The sequence below is a fragment of the Caulobacter sp. S45 genome (assembly GCF_903642205.1).
GTDB lineage: Bacteria > Pseudomonadota > Alphaproteobacteria > Caulobacterales > Caulobacteraceae > CAHJWH01.
This window is the reverse complement of record NZ_CAHJWH010000074.1, coordinates 1-14,269: the sequence shown is the minus strand read 5'-3', so window position 1 is coordinate 14,269 and position 14,269 is coordinate 1. Positions and strand designations below refer to the sequence as shown.

General features: G+C 68.7%; 14 protein-coding genes and 1 pseudogene. 13 read left to right on the top strand and 2 right to left on the bottom strand.

Annotation, left to right across the window (positions count from 1 at the left end; translation table 11 throughout):
- The 10 genes and pseudogenes from atpH to HUV06_RS09005 all read left to right on the top strand — a co-directional run.
- On the top strand, positions 1–287 hold a 287-nt coding region (gene atpH / locus HUV06_RS09050; protein ID WP_174300948.1), incomplete at its 5' end, for an ATP synthase F1 subunit delta.
- Positions 288–315: 28 nt separating this feature from the next.
- A complete protein-coding gene (gene atpA / locus HUV06_RS09045; RefSeq protein WP_174300947.1) occupies positions 316–1,854 on the top strand; it encodes a F0F1 ATP synthase subunit alpha in 1,539 nt (512 codons plus the stop codon).
- 3 nt (positions 1,855–1,857) lie between these two features.
- Positions 1,858–2,103 (top strand): hypothetical protein, encoded by a 246-nt coding sequence (locus HUV06_RS09040; RefSeq protein WP_174300946.1) that lies wholly within the window; start codon positions 1,858–1,860, stop codon positions 2,101–2,103.
- Between the two features lie 119 nt (positions 2,104–2,222).
- Entirely contained in the window at positions 2,223–3,104 is an 882-nt protein-coding gene (locus tag HUV06_RS09035) for a F0F1 ATP synthase subunit gamma (RefSeq protein ID WP_174300945.1), read from the top strand.
- Between the two features lie 71 nt (positions 3,105–3,175).
- Positions 3,176–4,069, top strand: coding sequence for a phytanoyl-CoA dioxygenase family protein (locus tag HUV06_RS09030; RefSeq protein WP_254601000.1), 894 nt, complete (start codon positions 3,176–3,178; stop codon positions 4,067–4,069).
- A gap of 108 nt (positions 4,070–4,177) precedes the next feature.
- A pseudogene (atpD, locus tag HUV06_RS09025) lies at positions 4,178–5,602 on the top strand (F0F1 ATP synthase subunit beta); the annotation flags it as partial.
- Between the two features lie 100 nt (positions 5,603–5,702).
- Positions 5,703–6,167, top strand: a complete 465-nt coding sequence (locus tag HUV06_RS09020; RefSeq protein ID WP_174300943.1) for a surface-adhesin E family protein — start codon at positions 5,703–5,705, stop codon at positions 6,165–6,167.
- Positions 6,168–6,173: 6 nt separating this feature from the next.
- Entirely contained in the window at positions 6,174–6,443 is a 270-nt protein-coding gene (locus tag HUV06_RS09015; protein WP_174300942.1) for an ATP synthase F1 subunit epsilon, read from the top strand.
- 178 nt (positions 6,444–6,621) lie between these two features.
- Positions 6,622–6,984 carry a hypothetical protein gene (locus HUV06_RS09010; RefSeq protein WP_174300941.1) on the top strand — a complete coding sequence of 121 codons (363 nt, stop codon included), beginning with the start codon at positions 6,622–6,624 and terminating at the stop codon, positions 6,982–6,984.
- A 90-nt stretch (positions 6,985–7,074) separates the two neighbouring features.
- Positions 7,075–9,225, top strand: coding sequence for a TonB-dependent receptor (locus HUV06_RS09005; protein WP_174300940.1), 2,151 nt, complete (start codon positions 7,075–7,077; stop codon positions 9,223–9,225).
- A 99-nt stretch (positions 9,226–9,324) separates the two neighbouring features.
- On the opposite strand, the gene rplS is transcribed toward HUV06_RS09005, so the two are convergent.
- A complete protein-coding gene (gene rplS, locus HUV06_RS09000) occupies positions 9,325–9,720 on the bottom strand; it encodes a 50S ribosomal protein L19 (protein WP_174300939.1) in 396 nt (131 codons plus the stop codon).
- A gap of 33 nt (positions 9,721–9,753) precedes the next feature.
- On the bottom strand, positions 9,754–10,488 hold the full coding sequence (trmD, locus tag HUV06_RS08995) for a tRNA (guanosine(37)-N1)-methyltransferase TrmD (protein WP_174300938.1): 735 nt from the start codon (positions 10,486–10,488) through the stop codon (positions 9,754–9,756).
- Between the two features lie 91 nt (positions 10,489–10,579).
- Between trmD and HUV06_RS08990 the strand changes: the two genes are divergently transcribed.
- From HUV06_RS08990 to HUV06_RS08980, 3 genes are all read left to right on the top strand, one after another.
- The gene (locus HUV06_RS08990) at positions 10,580–12,385 is read left to right on the top strand and encodes a M3 family oligoendopeptidase (protein ID WP_174300937.1); all 1,806 of its coding nucleotides are present in this window, start codon (positions 10,580–10,582) and stop codon (positions 12,383–12,385) included.
- Between the two features lie 292 nt (positions 12,386–12,677).
- Positions 12,678–13,682 carry a murein hydrolase activator EnvC gene (locus HUV06_RS08985; RefSeq protein WP_174300936.1) on the top strand — a complete coding sequence of 335 codons (1,005 nt, stop codon included), beginning with the start codon at positions 12,678–12,680 and terminating at the stop codon, positions 13,680–13,682.
- Between the two features lie 30 nt (positions 13,683–13,712).
- Positions 13,713–14,269: S41 family peptidase (locus HUV06_RS08980; RefSeq protein ID WP_174300935.1), on the top strand; the 557-nt coding region annotated here is incomplete at its 3' end.

Genomic DNA, 14,269 nt, shown 5'->3' with positions numbered 1-14,269 from the left:
GTCTTGAAGCCGGCCTGCCCGCGATCGCCTCCGCCTACAAGCGTCTCGCCGCCGACAAGCGCGGCGCCATCGCGGCCGAGGTGGTCACCGCCGTACCGCTCACCGCCGCCCAGCGTGACGGCGTGGCCGCCGCTCTGCGCCAGGCCATCGGTCGCGACCCGGAGATCACCACCCGCGTCGATCCCGCGATCCTGGGCGGCCTGCGGGTCAAGGTCGGCTCGCGCCTGTTCGATGCGTCGCTGCGCACCCGCCTGGACCAGATGAGATTCGCGCTCCGGCGCGCCTGACACCCACACCCGATCAAGAGCAGTCACAATGGACATCCGCGCCGCCGAAATCTCGGCCATTCTCAAGTCACAGATCGCCAATTTCGGCGAAGAGGCTGACGTCTCCGACGTCGGCCAGGTGCTGTCGGTCGGCGACGGCATCGCCCGCATCTATGGCCTCGACAACGTCCAGGCCGGCGAGATGGTGGAGTTCCCCAAGGCCGGAGTGAAGGGCATGGCTCTGAACCTGGAACGCGACAATGTCGGCGTCGTCATCTTCGGCGACGACAAGAACATTGGCGAGGGCGACGAGGCGCGGCGCCTGTCCGAGATCGTGGACGTGCCCGTGGGCAAGGGCCTGCTCGGCCGGGTGGTTAATCCGCTTGGCGAGCCGATCGATGGCAAGGGCCCGCTGGAGACCGTCGCCGAGCGCCGTCGCGTGGACGTGAAGGCGCCGGGCATCATCCCGCGCAAGTCGGTGCACGAGCCGGTGCAGACGGGCCTCAAGGCCATCGACACCCTGATCCCCGTGGGCCGGGGCCAGCGCGAGCTGATTATCGGCGACCGCCAGACCGGCAAGACGGCGGTGGCCATCGACGCCATCCTGAACCAGAAGTCGGCGAACGCCGGGACTGACGAGAAGGCCAAGCTCTACTGCATCTACGTGGCCATCGGGCAGAAGCGCTCCACGGTCGCCCAGATCGTCCGCACCCTTGAGGAGCACGGGGCGCTGGACTACACCATCGTGGTCTCCGCCACGGCGTCCGAGCCCGCGCCGCTGCAGTTCCTGGCGCCCTTCGCTGGCTGCGCCATGGGCGAGTGGTTCCGCGACAACGGCATGCACGCCCTGATCGTCTATGACGACCTGTCCAAGCAGGCGGTGGCCTACCGCCAGATGTCGCTCCTGCTGCGCCGTCCGCCGGGGCGCGAGGCCTATCCCGGCGACGTCTTCTACCTGCACAGCCGCCTGCTGGAGCGGGCGGCCAAGCTGAACGAGGACAACGGCTCGGGCTCGCTGACCGCGCTCCCGGTGATCGAGACCCAGGCCAACGACGTCTCGGCCTATATCCCCACCAACGTGATCTCCATCACCGACGGCCAGATCTTCCTGGAGACAGACCTGTTCTACCAGGGCATCCGGCCCGCGGTGAACGTCGGCATCAGCGTGTCGCGCGTGGGCTCGTCGGCCCAGATCAAGGCGATGAAGACGGTGGCCGGCGCCATCAAGGGCGAGCTGGCCCAGTACCGGGAGATGGCGTCGTTCGCCAAGTTCGGCTCCGACCTCGACGCCGCCACCCAGCGCCTGCTGGCCCGGGGCGAGCGGCTGACCGAGCTCCTGAAGCAGCCCCAGTACCAGCCCTTCCCCGTCGAGGAGCAGGTGGCGGTGATCTACGCCGGCACCCGCGGATACCTGGACAAGATACCGGTGAACAAGATCGGACCCTTCCAGGAGGCGCTGATCTCCAAGCTGAAGTCCACCTACCCGCAGTTCCTGGAAGGCATCCGCACCCAGAAGGCGCTGACGCCCGAGCTGGAAGGCCAGCTGAAAGAGGCGCTCGACAGCCAGATCCCGGCCTTCGCCGCGTGAGGCATGGCTGACGTCGGGGCCAAGCGGCGCGAGGAGCGGGTCAAGCTTTTTGCGTCGGCTCTCTCCAACGTCGGTGTGGCGTTCGGTGTGGCTGGCGTCGTTGGCCCGAGCGTTATTGGGCACTTCAACCTGCCGGTCGCACTCGGTTCGGCGCTGGTCGGTTCCGGTTTCCATCTCCTCGCGCAGTGCATATTGCACTATGTCATCAGCGACACGCCTGACGGCGACGACGTCGGAGAATATCGGTGAGGCCGGAGATCATCTGGATGTTCGTGGCTGCACCGGTCTGGGCTTTGCTCACGGGCATCGGCACCTTCGTCATTATCCACCTGGACGAACGGCCGAAGAAGAAAAGGAAACGCTGACCGATGGCCAGCCTGAAGGAGATGCGCAATCGGATCGGGAGCGTGAAGGCCACGCAGAAGATCACGAAGGCGATGCAGATGGTGGCCGCGGCCAAGCTGCGCCGCGCCCAGGATGCCGCCGAGAACGCGCGCCCCTACGCGGCGCGCATGGCCAGCGTCATCGCCAACCTGGCGAACGGCGTCTCCGGCGATGGCGCGCCGAAGCTGCTGGCCGGCACGGGCCGCGACGACAAGCATCTGGTGGTGGTGGCCACCTCGGACCGCGGCCTGGCCGGCGGCTTCAATTCCGGCGTGGCGCGGGCGGCGCGGGAGCGGATCGCCGGCCTGCTCGCTCAGGGCAAGGATGTCCGGATCATCTGCATCGGGCGCAAGGGTCGCGACGTTCTGCGCCGACTGTATGGCGAGCGCATCCTGCATACCTACGAGGTCGCCTCCGCCAAGACCCTGACTCTGGACGTGGTCCAGCCCATCGCCGCCGAAATCCTGTCCCGCTTTGAGGCGGAGGAGGCCGACGTTGTGACCCTGTTCTACTCCCGTTTTCGCTCGGTTATCAGCCAGGTTCCGACCGCCCGCCGGCTGATCCCCGCCGAGGTCCGGGCCGATGCGGCCTCAGCGCCCGACCTGAAGGGCGGCGTCTACACCTACGAGCCGGACGAGGCCTCCATCCTTGAGACGCTGCTGCCGCGCAACCTCGCGGTCCAGCTGCTGTCGGCCATGCTGGAGAATCAGGCCGGCTTCTACGCCGCCCAGATGAGCGCCATGGACAACGCCACCCGCAACGCCGGCGACCTGATCGCCGCCCTGACGCTGCAGTACAACCGCTCCCGCCAGGCCCAGATCACCAAGGAGCTGATCGAGATCATCTCCGGGGCGGAAGCGCTCTGACCCTGTCCCCGGACCATAAGGCGTTCGTCAGCGCGGCGCACCGCGCCGACGCGCGGCCACAGCGTCCGTGGGTGGAGTCGTCCGAGCTGGACACCCACCTGCGCCGCATCGGGGCCGACTCCGAGACGATCGACTTCTGCACCGCCCTGGCCGACCACGGCCTGGCGACCCTGGACCTTGGCGAGGACGCGCGCGCCCTCTGCGACCAGGCCGTGGCCGAGACCGACCCGTACTTCGCGCAAGGCCATGTCGGGCGGGTGCAGGACGCGTGGCTCCGCTCCAAGGCGGTGCGTCGGCTGGCCACCCACCCCAAGGTGATGGCCATGCTCGCCGCCGCCTACGGCCGGCGACCCTTCGCGTTCCAGACCCTGAACTTCCAGCGCGGCACCCAGCAGGCGGTGCACAGCGACACCATCCACTTCCACAGCGCGCCCGAGCGCTTCATGTGCGGCGTCTGGATCGCCCTGGAGGACATCGCCCCCAGCGCCGGCCCGCTGGAGTATGTGGACGCCAGCCACAAGCTGCCCGTCCTGACCATGCAGGGGGCCGGCGTGAACCGGCCTGAGCCCGAGCCTCAGGACTACGTCCAGCACTACCTTCCCGCCCTGCATGGGCGGCTCGCCGCCTCCGGCCTGCCGCACGCGACCGTGCTGCCCAGGAAGGGCCAGGCCGTGGTCTGGGCGGCCAACCTCGCCCATGGCGGGGCGCCCATCAACGATCCGGCCTCCACCCGCCGTTCGCTGGTGACCCACATGTATTTCCAGGGCTGCCTGTACTATACTCCCATGACGTCCGACCCGGGGTCAGACCGCTTCTCCGTGCGCCTGCCCGCCGACGTGGCGACCGGCGGCTGGGTCTGGCCTCGCCGCAATGGGCGCAGAGCCTCCGTCCCGCCGCCCGCCCTGGTGGAGGCGCTCAGGCGGCGGGTCCTGCGCCGGCCCTATGTCCATCACCTGTCGGCCTGACCGCCGACTGCGACCCGACCCTTCAGACCTGCAAATCCGGACCCTCCCGTGACCCTCCAAGCCGCCATCACCGCCGACACCACCAACGCCCAAAATCCTCAGGCTGGGGGCCGCATCGCCCAGGTCATTGGCGCCGTCGTCGACGTCGAGTTCGAGGGCCACCTGCCCGCGCTCCTGAACGCGCTGGAGACCACCAACACCGACCAGAAGACCGGCCAGCCCTTCCGCCTGGTGTTCGAGGTGGCCCAGCACCTGGGCGAGAACACCGTGCGCGCCATCGCCATGGACACCACCGAAGGCCTGGTCCGCGGCCAGCCGGTCACCGACACCGGCGCCCCCATCCGCGTGCCGGTCGGCCCCGCCACTCTCGGCCGCATCATGAACGTGATCGGCGAGCCGATCGACGAGGGCGGCCCGATCCTCACCGACCTGCGGCGGGGGATCCACGCCGAGGCGCCGTCGTTCGCCGACCAAGCCTCCTCCACCGAGATCATGGTCACGGGCATCAAGGTCATCGACCTGATCTGCCCCTACACCAAGGGCGGCAAGGTCGGGCTGTTCGGCGGCGCGGGCGTCGGAAAGACAGTCACGATGCAGGAGCTGATCAACAACATCGCCAAGGCCTATGGCGGCTATTCCGTGCTGGCGGGCGTGGGCGAGCGCACCCGCGAGGGCAACGACCTCTATCACGAGATGATCGAGTCCGGCGTGAACACCGCGGGCGGCGGCGAGGGCTCGCGCTGCGCCCTGGTCTACGGCCAGATGAACGAGCCCCCGGGCGCCCGCGCCCGGGTGGCGCTCTCCGGCCTCTCCATCGCGGAGTATTTCCGCGACGAGGAGGGCAAGGACGTGCTGCTCTTCATCGACAACATCTTCCGCTTCACCCAGGCGGGCTCGGAAGTGTCGGCGCTGCTGGGGCGCATCCCCTCGGCGGTGGGCTACCAGCCGACCCTGGCCACCGAGATGGGCAACCTGCAGGAGCGCATCACCTCCACCAACAAGGGCTCGATCACCTCGATCCAGGCCATCTACGTCCCGGCCGACGACCTGACCGACCCCGCGCCCGCCACCTCCTTCGCCCACCTGGACGCCACCACGGTGCTGAGCCGCGACATCGCCGCCCAGGCCATCTTCCCGGCCATCGACCCGCTGGACAGCACCTCGCGCATCCTGGACCCCCAGGTGATCGGCGAGGAGCACTATGCGGTCGCCCGCCGCGTGCAGGAGATCCTGCAGTCCTACCGCTCGCTGAAGGACATCATCGCGATCCTGGGCATGGACGAGCTGTCGGAGGAGGACAAGCTGACCGTCGCACGCGCCCGCAAGATTCAGCGCTTCCTCAGCCAGCCCTTCTTCGTGGCCGAGCAGTTCACCAACCAGCCCGGCAAGTTCGTCGAGCTGGCCGACACCATCCGCTCCTTCAAGGCCATCTGCGACGGCCAGTTCGACCACCTGCCGGAAGCGGCGTTCTACATGGTGGGCGCCATCGAAGAGGCGGTCGAGAAGGCCGAGAAGCTGGCGGCGGGGGCCTGATGGAGTTCCCTTGCAAGCTGGTGTTTTAGCTTATTTGACTTGGCGGCATTCCTCTCATTAGTCACTTTATGTCCCGAGTGGCCTTAGATGGAGATTTGCTATGAGGCGACTAGCATTGCTCTTTGCGGTGCTGCTTGCCACGCCTGCATCTGCCGCAACCTATCACTTGGTGGCTAAGGTTCCGATGGGCGTCATGTTCGTTGATGTGGGCAGCATCAAGAAGGTGGGTAACTTGTCGTCGATTTGGACAACAATGTTCTTGTTCAAAGATGGAGCCGACGGTTTGACTGGAAATCCAAAGACGGCTGCAATTGTATGGCATGATCAGTATGACTGCTCATCAAGTGTAAGTCGTCATCTATCCATGCAAAGCTATGACGCAAACGGCTATCCTACCGACGCTGTTGATCAGCTCGCACCTTGGAAGGACATAGTGCCGGACTCGAATGACTCGGTTTCCGAGCGCTTTGCGTGCGACGCCAACTTCGCGGCGACAGACACTGGTTGGACGTCTGACATGCTACCTATGTTAAGTACGGTTAGATCCGTTCGCGGCTGGAAGTAGTCATCAATGCCCAAGTTCCACTTCTCCCTCGTCGCGCCCGAGCGCGAACTCTTCGCCGGCGAGGTCGACCAGGTCGATGCGCCGGGCGCGGAGGGCGACTTCGGCGTGCTGGCCGGCCACGAGCCGTTCATGACCACGCTGCGCCCCGGCGAGGTGATCGTGCGCGACGGCGCCAGCCGCCGCATCTTCACCCTGCAGGGCGGCTTCGCCGACGTGACGCCGGAGAGCTTCACCCTCCTGGCCGAACACGCGACCGAGGTCGGACTGTCGAGCTGAGCTTGCGCGCTCTTCGTGACGGCCATGTCTTTAGGCAGCGCGCAATGCTCGAAGCTAGGCTAAGGGGTCATCGGGGCCGACGGCCGTCGCCGGCGGCCGCGGTTCGGGCGAACGTCTTCAAGTGCATGTAAACCACCGAGGTCTGGGGGCGATCGCGGCGGCGTTGATAGCGCTGCTGATGCTGTCCTACGCCTCGGTCCAGTCCACCGTCATGCAGGCGGCCATGGGCGCGCCGGCCGGGCCTGGATCATCGTCCCGCCCGGCTCCAGACCCGATGGCGGGCATGACCATGCCAGGCCATGCACAGGCTGGGGCGTCCCGATCCGCCCATGCCGCCAGGCCGGGCCATACCAAGCCCGCCGCCTGCCCCTATTGCGCCGCCGCGGCGCACCTTCCGGTCCTGGGCGCGGCCACGTCGCTCCGGGCGCCTTGCGTGATCAGCTTCGTGGCCCTGCGTGTCGCCGCAGGCCACGGTCCCCGCGGGCCTCCCGCCCGCCAGCCCCGCGCACGCGACCCACCCTCCGATCCCCTGACGCTCTGAACCGCCCGCCGCCCCAGGGCGGCGGCGCATGTGCTTGGGATCGGGAGAGGCTGGGTCCGCTCCCGTGGGGAAACGACTTTGCGACACCTCATGTTCGCGGGCGCCGGCGCGCTCGCCCTGCTCGTCGGCGCGCACGCCGCCGATGCTCAGACCACCTCCACTTCCACGCCGTCCACCACCGTTCCACAGGTCGTGGTCACCGCCTCGCGCCTGGACGAGATGGGTCTGGCGCAGACCGCCAGCCAGGGCGTGGTGACCGCACAGGAGCTGGAGCTGCGGCCCGTCTACCGGATCGGCCAGCTGCTGGAGAGCACGCCGGGACTGACGGTCACCGTCCACTCCGGCGAGGCCAAGGCCAACCAGTATTACGTCCGCGGCTTCCTGCTCGACCACGGCACCGACATCGCCATCTCGGTGGACGAGATGCCGGTGAACCGGCCGACCAACGCGCACGGCCAGGGTTATTCCGACCTGAACTTCCTGGCCCCCGAGCTGCTCGGCGGCGTCGACTTCGGCAAGGGGCCGTTCTACGCTGCGGTCGGCGACTTCGGCGCGGTGGCCTATGACCACCTGAAGCTGGTCGACACCCTGCCGAACCAGATCGACCTCAGCGCCGGCACGCTGGGCGATCAGGAGGGCTTCGTCGGGGGAACGCATACGTTCGGCTCAGGCGACCGCCTGTTGGCGTCGGTCGACTATGAGCACCTGGATGGACCGTGGACCCACACCGACAACTTCCACAAGACCGCCGGCATGCTCCGCTACATCCACGGCGCGGAGGACGAAGGCTACAGCCTCACGGCCCTCTACTACCATGGCCACAGCAACCTCACGACCGACCAGCCGGAGCGAGCCGTAAGCGAGGGCCTGATCGACCGCTTCGGCACGCTTGATCCCTCCGACGGCGCGCGCTCGGAGCGGTTCAGCCTTTCGGGGACCTACGCCACCGAGGGCAGGGATTGGGACTTCACCACCAGCGCCTACCTCATCCACAGCACCATGACCCTGTGGAACGACTACACCCACTTCCTTGATGACCCGGTCAACGGCGACCAGGAGCAGCAGAGCGAAGCGCGCAACACCGCAGGCGGCCAGGCCGCCTACCTGATCCGCCTGAACCTCGGCCGGATCACCTCGGAAACGAGCTTCGGCCTGCAGGGGCGCTATGACGACATCTATGTGGACCGCCGCCACACCCATGACCGCCAGGCGCTGGACTATTGCGAGACCGAGCAGGACCCGGCGCCGGACGGCTCTTACGTCCCCGCCGTCGCCAGCCCGGCTGTGAACTATGCCTGCGACGCCGACCGGGTGCATCTCGGCGACATCGGGGTCTATGTGCAGAACACCACACGCTTCACCCCCTGGCTGCGGACGGTCCTAGGTCTGCGCGAGGAGTACCAGACGGCCTTCGACCACAGCTTCATCTCCGGCTTCCAGGGGAACACCGACCAAGCCCTGTTCCAGCCCAAGGGCAGCCTGGTCCTGGGTCCGTGGTGGAAGACGGAGGCCTATGTCAGCGCCGGCCGCGGCTTCCACTCCAACGATGTGCGCGGCGTGTTCGAGACGGTGAGCCTAGAGGGCGTGCCGGTCAGCGCCGGCCGTACGCCGCTGCTGGCGCCCGCCACCTCCTACGAGGTCGGGCTACGCTCAGACGTCATGCCCAGGCTCAGGACGCAGATCGCCCTGTTCCAGGAGGATTTCTCCTCCGAGCTGGCCTACGACCAGGACCAGGGCCAGGACGACGCCTCCGCCCCCAGCCGGCGCCAGGGCGTGGAGGTCTCAGCCCAGTACCGGCCGTTTCCATGGGCGGAGCTTAACACCGACCTCGCCTTCAGCCGCGCCCGCTACCGCGGCGACCTGGCCGCCTTCGACCTGGACGGCCCCTACATCGCCAATGCGCCGAACTTCATCGGCTCGTTCGGAGTGCTGGTGGACCACCTCGGGCCGTGGTTCGGCGGCCTGGAGTGGCGGATCCTCGGCCAATATCCGATCAGCGACGGGGACGAATACCCCAGGGACGACGGCTACAGCGAGGTCAACCTGGACGCCGGCTATAGGATCAACAGCCGGGTCAAGGTCCAGGTGAGCGTCTATAACCTGACCGACGCCCACGCGAGCGCCTCATCGGCCTACTACACCTCGCGCCTGCCGGGCGAGCCGGCGGAAGGGATGAGCGACGACCAGCTCCATCCGCTGGAGCCGATCTCGGCCCGGTTCAGCCTGACGGCGTTGTTCTAGGCGGGCGGCTGGCCGCTCCCTCCCGTCATGAAGAGGCGACAGCAAAACGGCCTCGGAGGGCGTCCTCCGAGGCCATTCTCATGCGATCGGCAGGCGGGTTCAGCCTTCCTTGGCTTCGCCCTTCGCGCCGGTGGTGTTCTGCCGCTCGGCGATGCGGGCTGACTTCCCGCGGCGGTCGCGCAGGTAGTAGAGCTTGGCGCGGCGGACGGCGCCTCTACGCTTCACCTCGATGGACTCGATGTTGGGGGAGACGGTGGGGAAAACCCGCTCCACGCCCTCGCCGAAGCTGATCTTGCGGACGGTGAAGTTCTCCTGAACGCCGCCGCCGGCGCGCGCGATGCACACGCCCTCGAAGGCCTGGACGCGCTCGCGCTCGCCTTCCTTGATGCGGACGTTGACGCGCAGCGTGTCGCCCGGCTGGAAGTCCGGCACGCCGCCGCGCTTCTCGACCAGGCGGGCCGTCTCTTCTGCTTCCAGGGTCTGGAGGATGTTCATTGGGTTCAGGTCCTTCTCGCTGACTATAGGGCTTCAGCCGCCCTTTGCCTGTTGATGGGCGAGATGAGCGGCCCAGAGATCGGGCCGCCGCTCCCGCGTCGTCTCTTCCCGCATCGCCTGGCGCCAGCGGGCGATGCGCCCGTGGTCGCCGGAGAGCAGGACCTCGGGGATGTCCAGCCCCTCGAACGTCCGCGGTCGCGTGTACTGCGGATGTTCGAGCAGCCCGTCCTCGAAGCTCTCGTCCTGAAGCGACGCCGCCGCCCCGAGCACCCCCGGAACCAGCCGCACGCACGCCTCGATCGCCACCATCGCCGCGGCCTCGCCACCGGCGAGCACCGCGTCGCCTATCGCGACCTCCTCGAACCCGCGGGCGTCGAGCACCCGCTGGTCCACCCCCTCGAACCGGCCGCACAGGACGATGACGCCCGGCCCGGCCGCCCAATCCCGAACCCGCGCCTGGGTCAGGGGCCGACCCCGGGCGCTCATGCACAAAAGCGGCCGTCCGCCGCGCTCGAGCGAATCGAGCGCAGACGCGATGACGTCCGCCTTCAGCACCTGTCCCGCGCCGCCGCCCGCAGGGGTGTCGTCGAGGAAGCCGCGCTTATCCTTGGAAAACGCCCGGATGTCCACCGTTTCGAGCCGCCAGAGGCCTTGTTCACGCCAGGATGTACCGATCAGGCTGACCCCTAGAGGCCCGGGAAACGCCTCGGGGAACATGGTCAGGACGGTGGCCAGGAAGGGGGCGGCGCGGGGGTCTTCACAAACCATGTGTCAGCAATGGCTCAGGCAAGAGAGATCACCAACGGCGAAGCTCTGATCCGCGTTGATCCGAAGCGGGACGCGGGCCATACGAACGCCCATGACCGTGCATGTCCAAGCGCCCGAAGCGATCTCCGCGGACGCCCCGGAATGGGACCTCTGCGACCTCTACAACAGCCCCATCGATCCGGCCCTCGACACCGACCTGAAGGCGGCCCGCACCGCCGTCGACGAGCTGGTGCGGCTGAAGGGCGCGCTGGTCGGCGCGCGCGCCAACGCCGAGCGGCTGGGCCTGGTGATCAACCAGGCCATGACGCTGACCGAGCGCTTCACCAACCTGCTGAGCGCGCCCGCCGCCTATGCCAGCCTGTCCTCTTCCGTCGCCCGGGACGACCCGGCCTGGGCCAAGTTCGAGAGCGACCTGCGCGCCCGCCAGGCCGCCATCGCCGCCGACACCGTCTTCCTGACGCTCGAGCTGAACAAGCTGGAGGACTGGGAGATCGAGGGCGCCTTCAAGGCCCAGCCCTCCGCCGCCCGCTGGCGCCCCTGGATCCGCCGGGTGCGCCTGTCGCGCGAGCACGAGCTGACGCCGGACCTGGAGCGGCTGCTGGTGGACCGCAGCCCCGCCATCGCCAACTGGAGCCGGCTGTACGACGAGACCCTGGCGCGGATGAGCGTCAAGGTCGGCGGCGCCGACCTGACGCTCTCGGAGGCGCTGAACCGCCTCTCAGACCCCCAGCCCGCCCGGCGCAAGGACGCCGCAGAGGCCCTGGCGACCACCCTGGACCAGGCCGCGCCGGTGCTGGGCCTCTGCCTGAACACGCTCGCCTTCGAGAAGCAGGTGGAGGACCGCTGGCGCAAGTTCGCCAATCCCGCCCAGCCCCGCCACATCGCCAACGAGGTGGACGCGGAGGCGGTCGATGCGCTCGAGGCGGCGGTGGTGGGGGCCTATCCCCGGGTCTCCCACCGCTACTACGCCCTGAAGGCCAAGGCGCTCGGCAAGGACGCCCTGGACTACTGGGACCGCAACGCGCCGCTGAGCCAGGAGAGCGCCCGCCGCTACAGCTGGGACGAGGCGAAGATGATGGTGCTGAGCGCCTTCTCAGGCCTCGCCCCCGCCTTCGCCGAGAAAGCCCGGCGCTTCTTCGACCAGCCCTGGATCGATGCGCGGCCCCGCCCCGGTAAGGGCTCGGGCGCCTATTCGCACCCGGTCTCGGCCGACAAGCACCCCTACGTGTTCATGAACTTCATGGGCGAGAGGCGGGATGTGCTCACGCTCGCCCACGAGCTCGGCCATGCCGTCCACCAGACCCTGGCCGCGCCGCTCGGCACGCTGCTGTCGGACACGCCGCTGACGCTGGCCGAAACCGCCTCGATCTTCGGCGAGGGGCTGGTGTTCGAGCGCCTGCTGGCCGACGCCACGCCGGCCGAGCGGCGGGGCCTGCTCGCCGGCAGGATCGAGGACGCGCTGAACACGGTCTTCCGCCAGATCGCCTTCCACCGGTTCGAGACCCGCTTCCACGCGCAGCGCCTGCAGGGCGAGCTCTCGGCCGAGCAGATCGGGGCGCTATGGCTGGAGGTGATGGGCGAGAGCCTCGGCCCGGCGGTGCGGCTGAACGCAGGCTACGAGCACTACTGGACCTATGTCAGCCACTTCGTGCACGCGCCCTTCTATGTCTACGCCTACGCCTTCGGCGACCTGCTGGTCTCGGCCCTGATGGAGCGCCGCCGCGCCGACCCGGGCGGCTTCGCGCCGAACTACGAGGCGCTGCTCGCCGCCGGCGGTTCGAAGACCTATGTCGAGGCGCTCGCGCCCTTCCGGATGGACCCCCGCCAGCAGAGCTTCTGGGCCGAGGGTTGCGCCCGGCTGGAGCGGCTGGTGGACGAGTTCGAGACGCTGGTGTGACGACGGCTCGATCCTCTCTTCCCCTGCGAAGCGGGGGAGGGGGACCAGGCGAAGCCTGGTGGAGGGGGCTTCCGGGGCGCGACGGTGACCTGGATCGGGAAACTCCGCCGGCCGGCGGTGGCTCTCCGTGAGCCCCCTCCGTCGGCTTCGCCGCCACCTCCCCCGCTTCGCAGGGGAGGATAGGGTATGCCGCAGCCTGGCACTTATTCCCCTGGCCGGTCTCCTCCTCGGCGCCGCGCCCGCCCCGCCCTCCAACGCCCTCCTCACCCTCGACGTCCAGCGCCAAGCGCGCGTGGTTGACCGCGACGCCGACCGCGCCGGCGCGGCGGCGGCGGCGGCCTCCATCGCCAGCCTGCGCACCCGGCTGATCAGCCTCGGCCGCCAGGAGTCCAACGGCCAGCGCAACGTGGGCGGCGCCCGCGCCTCGCTGACGAAGCTGAACCTGCAGGAGGCCGAGCTGAAGGTGCGCATGGCGCGCAACCAGCAGAGCCTGACCCAGCTGCTGGGCGCGCTGCAGATGTACGCGCGCAACCCACCCCCGCCGCTGCTGGTCGATCCCCGCTCCGCCCGCGACGCGGTGCGGGCCGCCATCCTGATCAAGGCCATCACCCCGGAGCTGGAAACCCGCGCCCAGGCCTTCTCCGGTCAGTCCGAGGCGCTGAAGCGCGTGCGCCGCCAGGCCGACGCCCAAAGCGGCGTGCTGTTCCAGGCCGAGAGCACGCTCGCAGACCGCGAGGCCCAGATCACTGACCTGATCGCCCAGAAGCAGGCGCTGGAGAAGCAGCTGTACGCCGACGCGGGCGCCGCCCAGACCGACGTCCAGCGCCTGGCCGCCCGCGCCCGCTCGCTGGGCGAGCTGGTCCATGTGCTGGACGTCCACAGCTCGCTCCCAGGCGCGGACGACGCCTTGCCGGTCCGCTTCACCGCCCCCGTCCAGGGCGTGCTGGCCCACGGCTTCGGCCAGGCCGGAGGCGATCCTGAGCGTTCCAAGGGCGTCACCTGGACGACGACGCCCAACGCCGCGGTGCTGAGCCCCCTCGCGGCCGCGGTGGATTACGCCGGTCCCTTGAAAGGATGGGGAAACGTCCTGATCTTACGCTCAGGAGATTATGAGTTGGTGCTGGCCGGCCTCGGCGAGGTCGGGACGGAGGCGGGGCGGACCGTCGCCGGGGGTGAGCCGGTGGGCAAGATGCCCGGCGACACGCCCCATCCGGCGCTCTATCTTGAGGTGCGGCGGGCGACCCGGCCCGTCGATCCCGGCCGCTGGCTCCCCGATGCGGGCGCCAAGGCGGGGTGAGATCGGGCGGTTCGAGTCGAAGGCGTGAGCATGCGCAAGACCCTCCTCGTCGGCATATCCGCCTTCGCCCTCGGCGCGGCCGCCGCCATGGCCTACGCCGACCAGCAGGGCAAGCCGCCTAGGGCCGACACCTACAAGATGCTGGAGCTGTTCGGCGACGTGCTGACCACGGTGGACCAGCAGTATGTGGTGCCGGTGGACAACAAGAAGCTGATCCAGGCCTCGCTGGACGGCATGCTGACCTCGCTGGACCCGCACTCGGGCTATCTCGACCCCGAGAGCTTCGACGACATGCGCGACCAGACCCGCGGCGAGTACGGCGGGCTGGGCCTGCAGGTCACCGCCGACGACGGGGCGGTGAAGATCATCTCGCCGATGGACGGCACGCCCGCCGCTCGCGCCCACCTGCAGCCCGGCGACTACATCACCGCCATCGACGGCCAGTCGATCCTTGGCCTGTCCCTGAACGACGCGGTGAAGCAGATGCGCGGCGCCGTCGGCGCGCCCATCACCCTGACCATCGCCCGGGAGAAGACCGACCCCTTCACCGTCAAGCTGACGCGGGAGGTCATCGACATCAAGTCGGT

Coding starts and splice junctions, on each gene's coding strand:
- atpA (WP_174300947.1), top strand. CDS start 316: ATGGACATCCGCGCCGCCGAAATCTCGGCCATTCTCAAGTCACAGATC.
- HUV06_RS09040 (WP_174300946.1), top strand. CDS start 1,858: ATGGCTGACGTCGGGGCCAAGCGGCGCGAGGAGCGGGTCAAGCTTTTT.
- HUV06_RS09035 (WP_174300945.1), top strand. CDS start 2,223: ATGGCCAGCCTGAAGGAGATGCGCAATCGGATCGGGAGCGTGAAGGCC.
- HUV06_RS09020 (WP_174300943.1), top strand. CDS start 5,703: ATGAGGCGACTAGCATTGCTCTTTGCGGTGCTGCTTGCCACGCCTGCA.
- HUV06_RS09015 (WP_174300942.1), top strand. CDS start 6,174: ATGCCCAAGTTCCACTTCTCCCTCGTCGCGCCCGAGCGCGAACTCTTC.
- HUV06_RS09010 (WP_174300941.1), top strand. CDS start 6,622: ATGCTGTCCTACGCCTCGGTCCAGTCCACCGTCATGCAGGCGGCCATG.
- HUV06_RS09005 (WP_174300940.1), top strand. CDS start 7,075: ATGTTCGCGGGCGCCGGCGCGCTCGCCCTGCTCGTCGGCGCGCACGCC.
- rplS (WP_174300939.1), bottom strand. CDS start 9,720: ATGAACATCCTCCAGACCCTGGAAGCAGAAGAGACGGCCCGCCTGGTC.
- trmD (WP_174300938.1), bottom strand. CDS start 10,488: ATGGTTTGTGAAGACCCCCGCGCCGCCCCCTTCCTGGCCACCGTCCTG.
- HUV06_RS08990 (WP_174300937.1), top strand. CDS start 10,580: ATGACCGTGCATGTCCAAGCGCCCGAAGCGATCTCCGCGGACGCCCCG.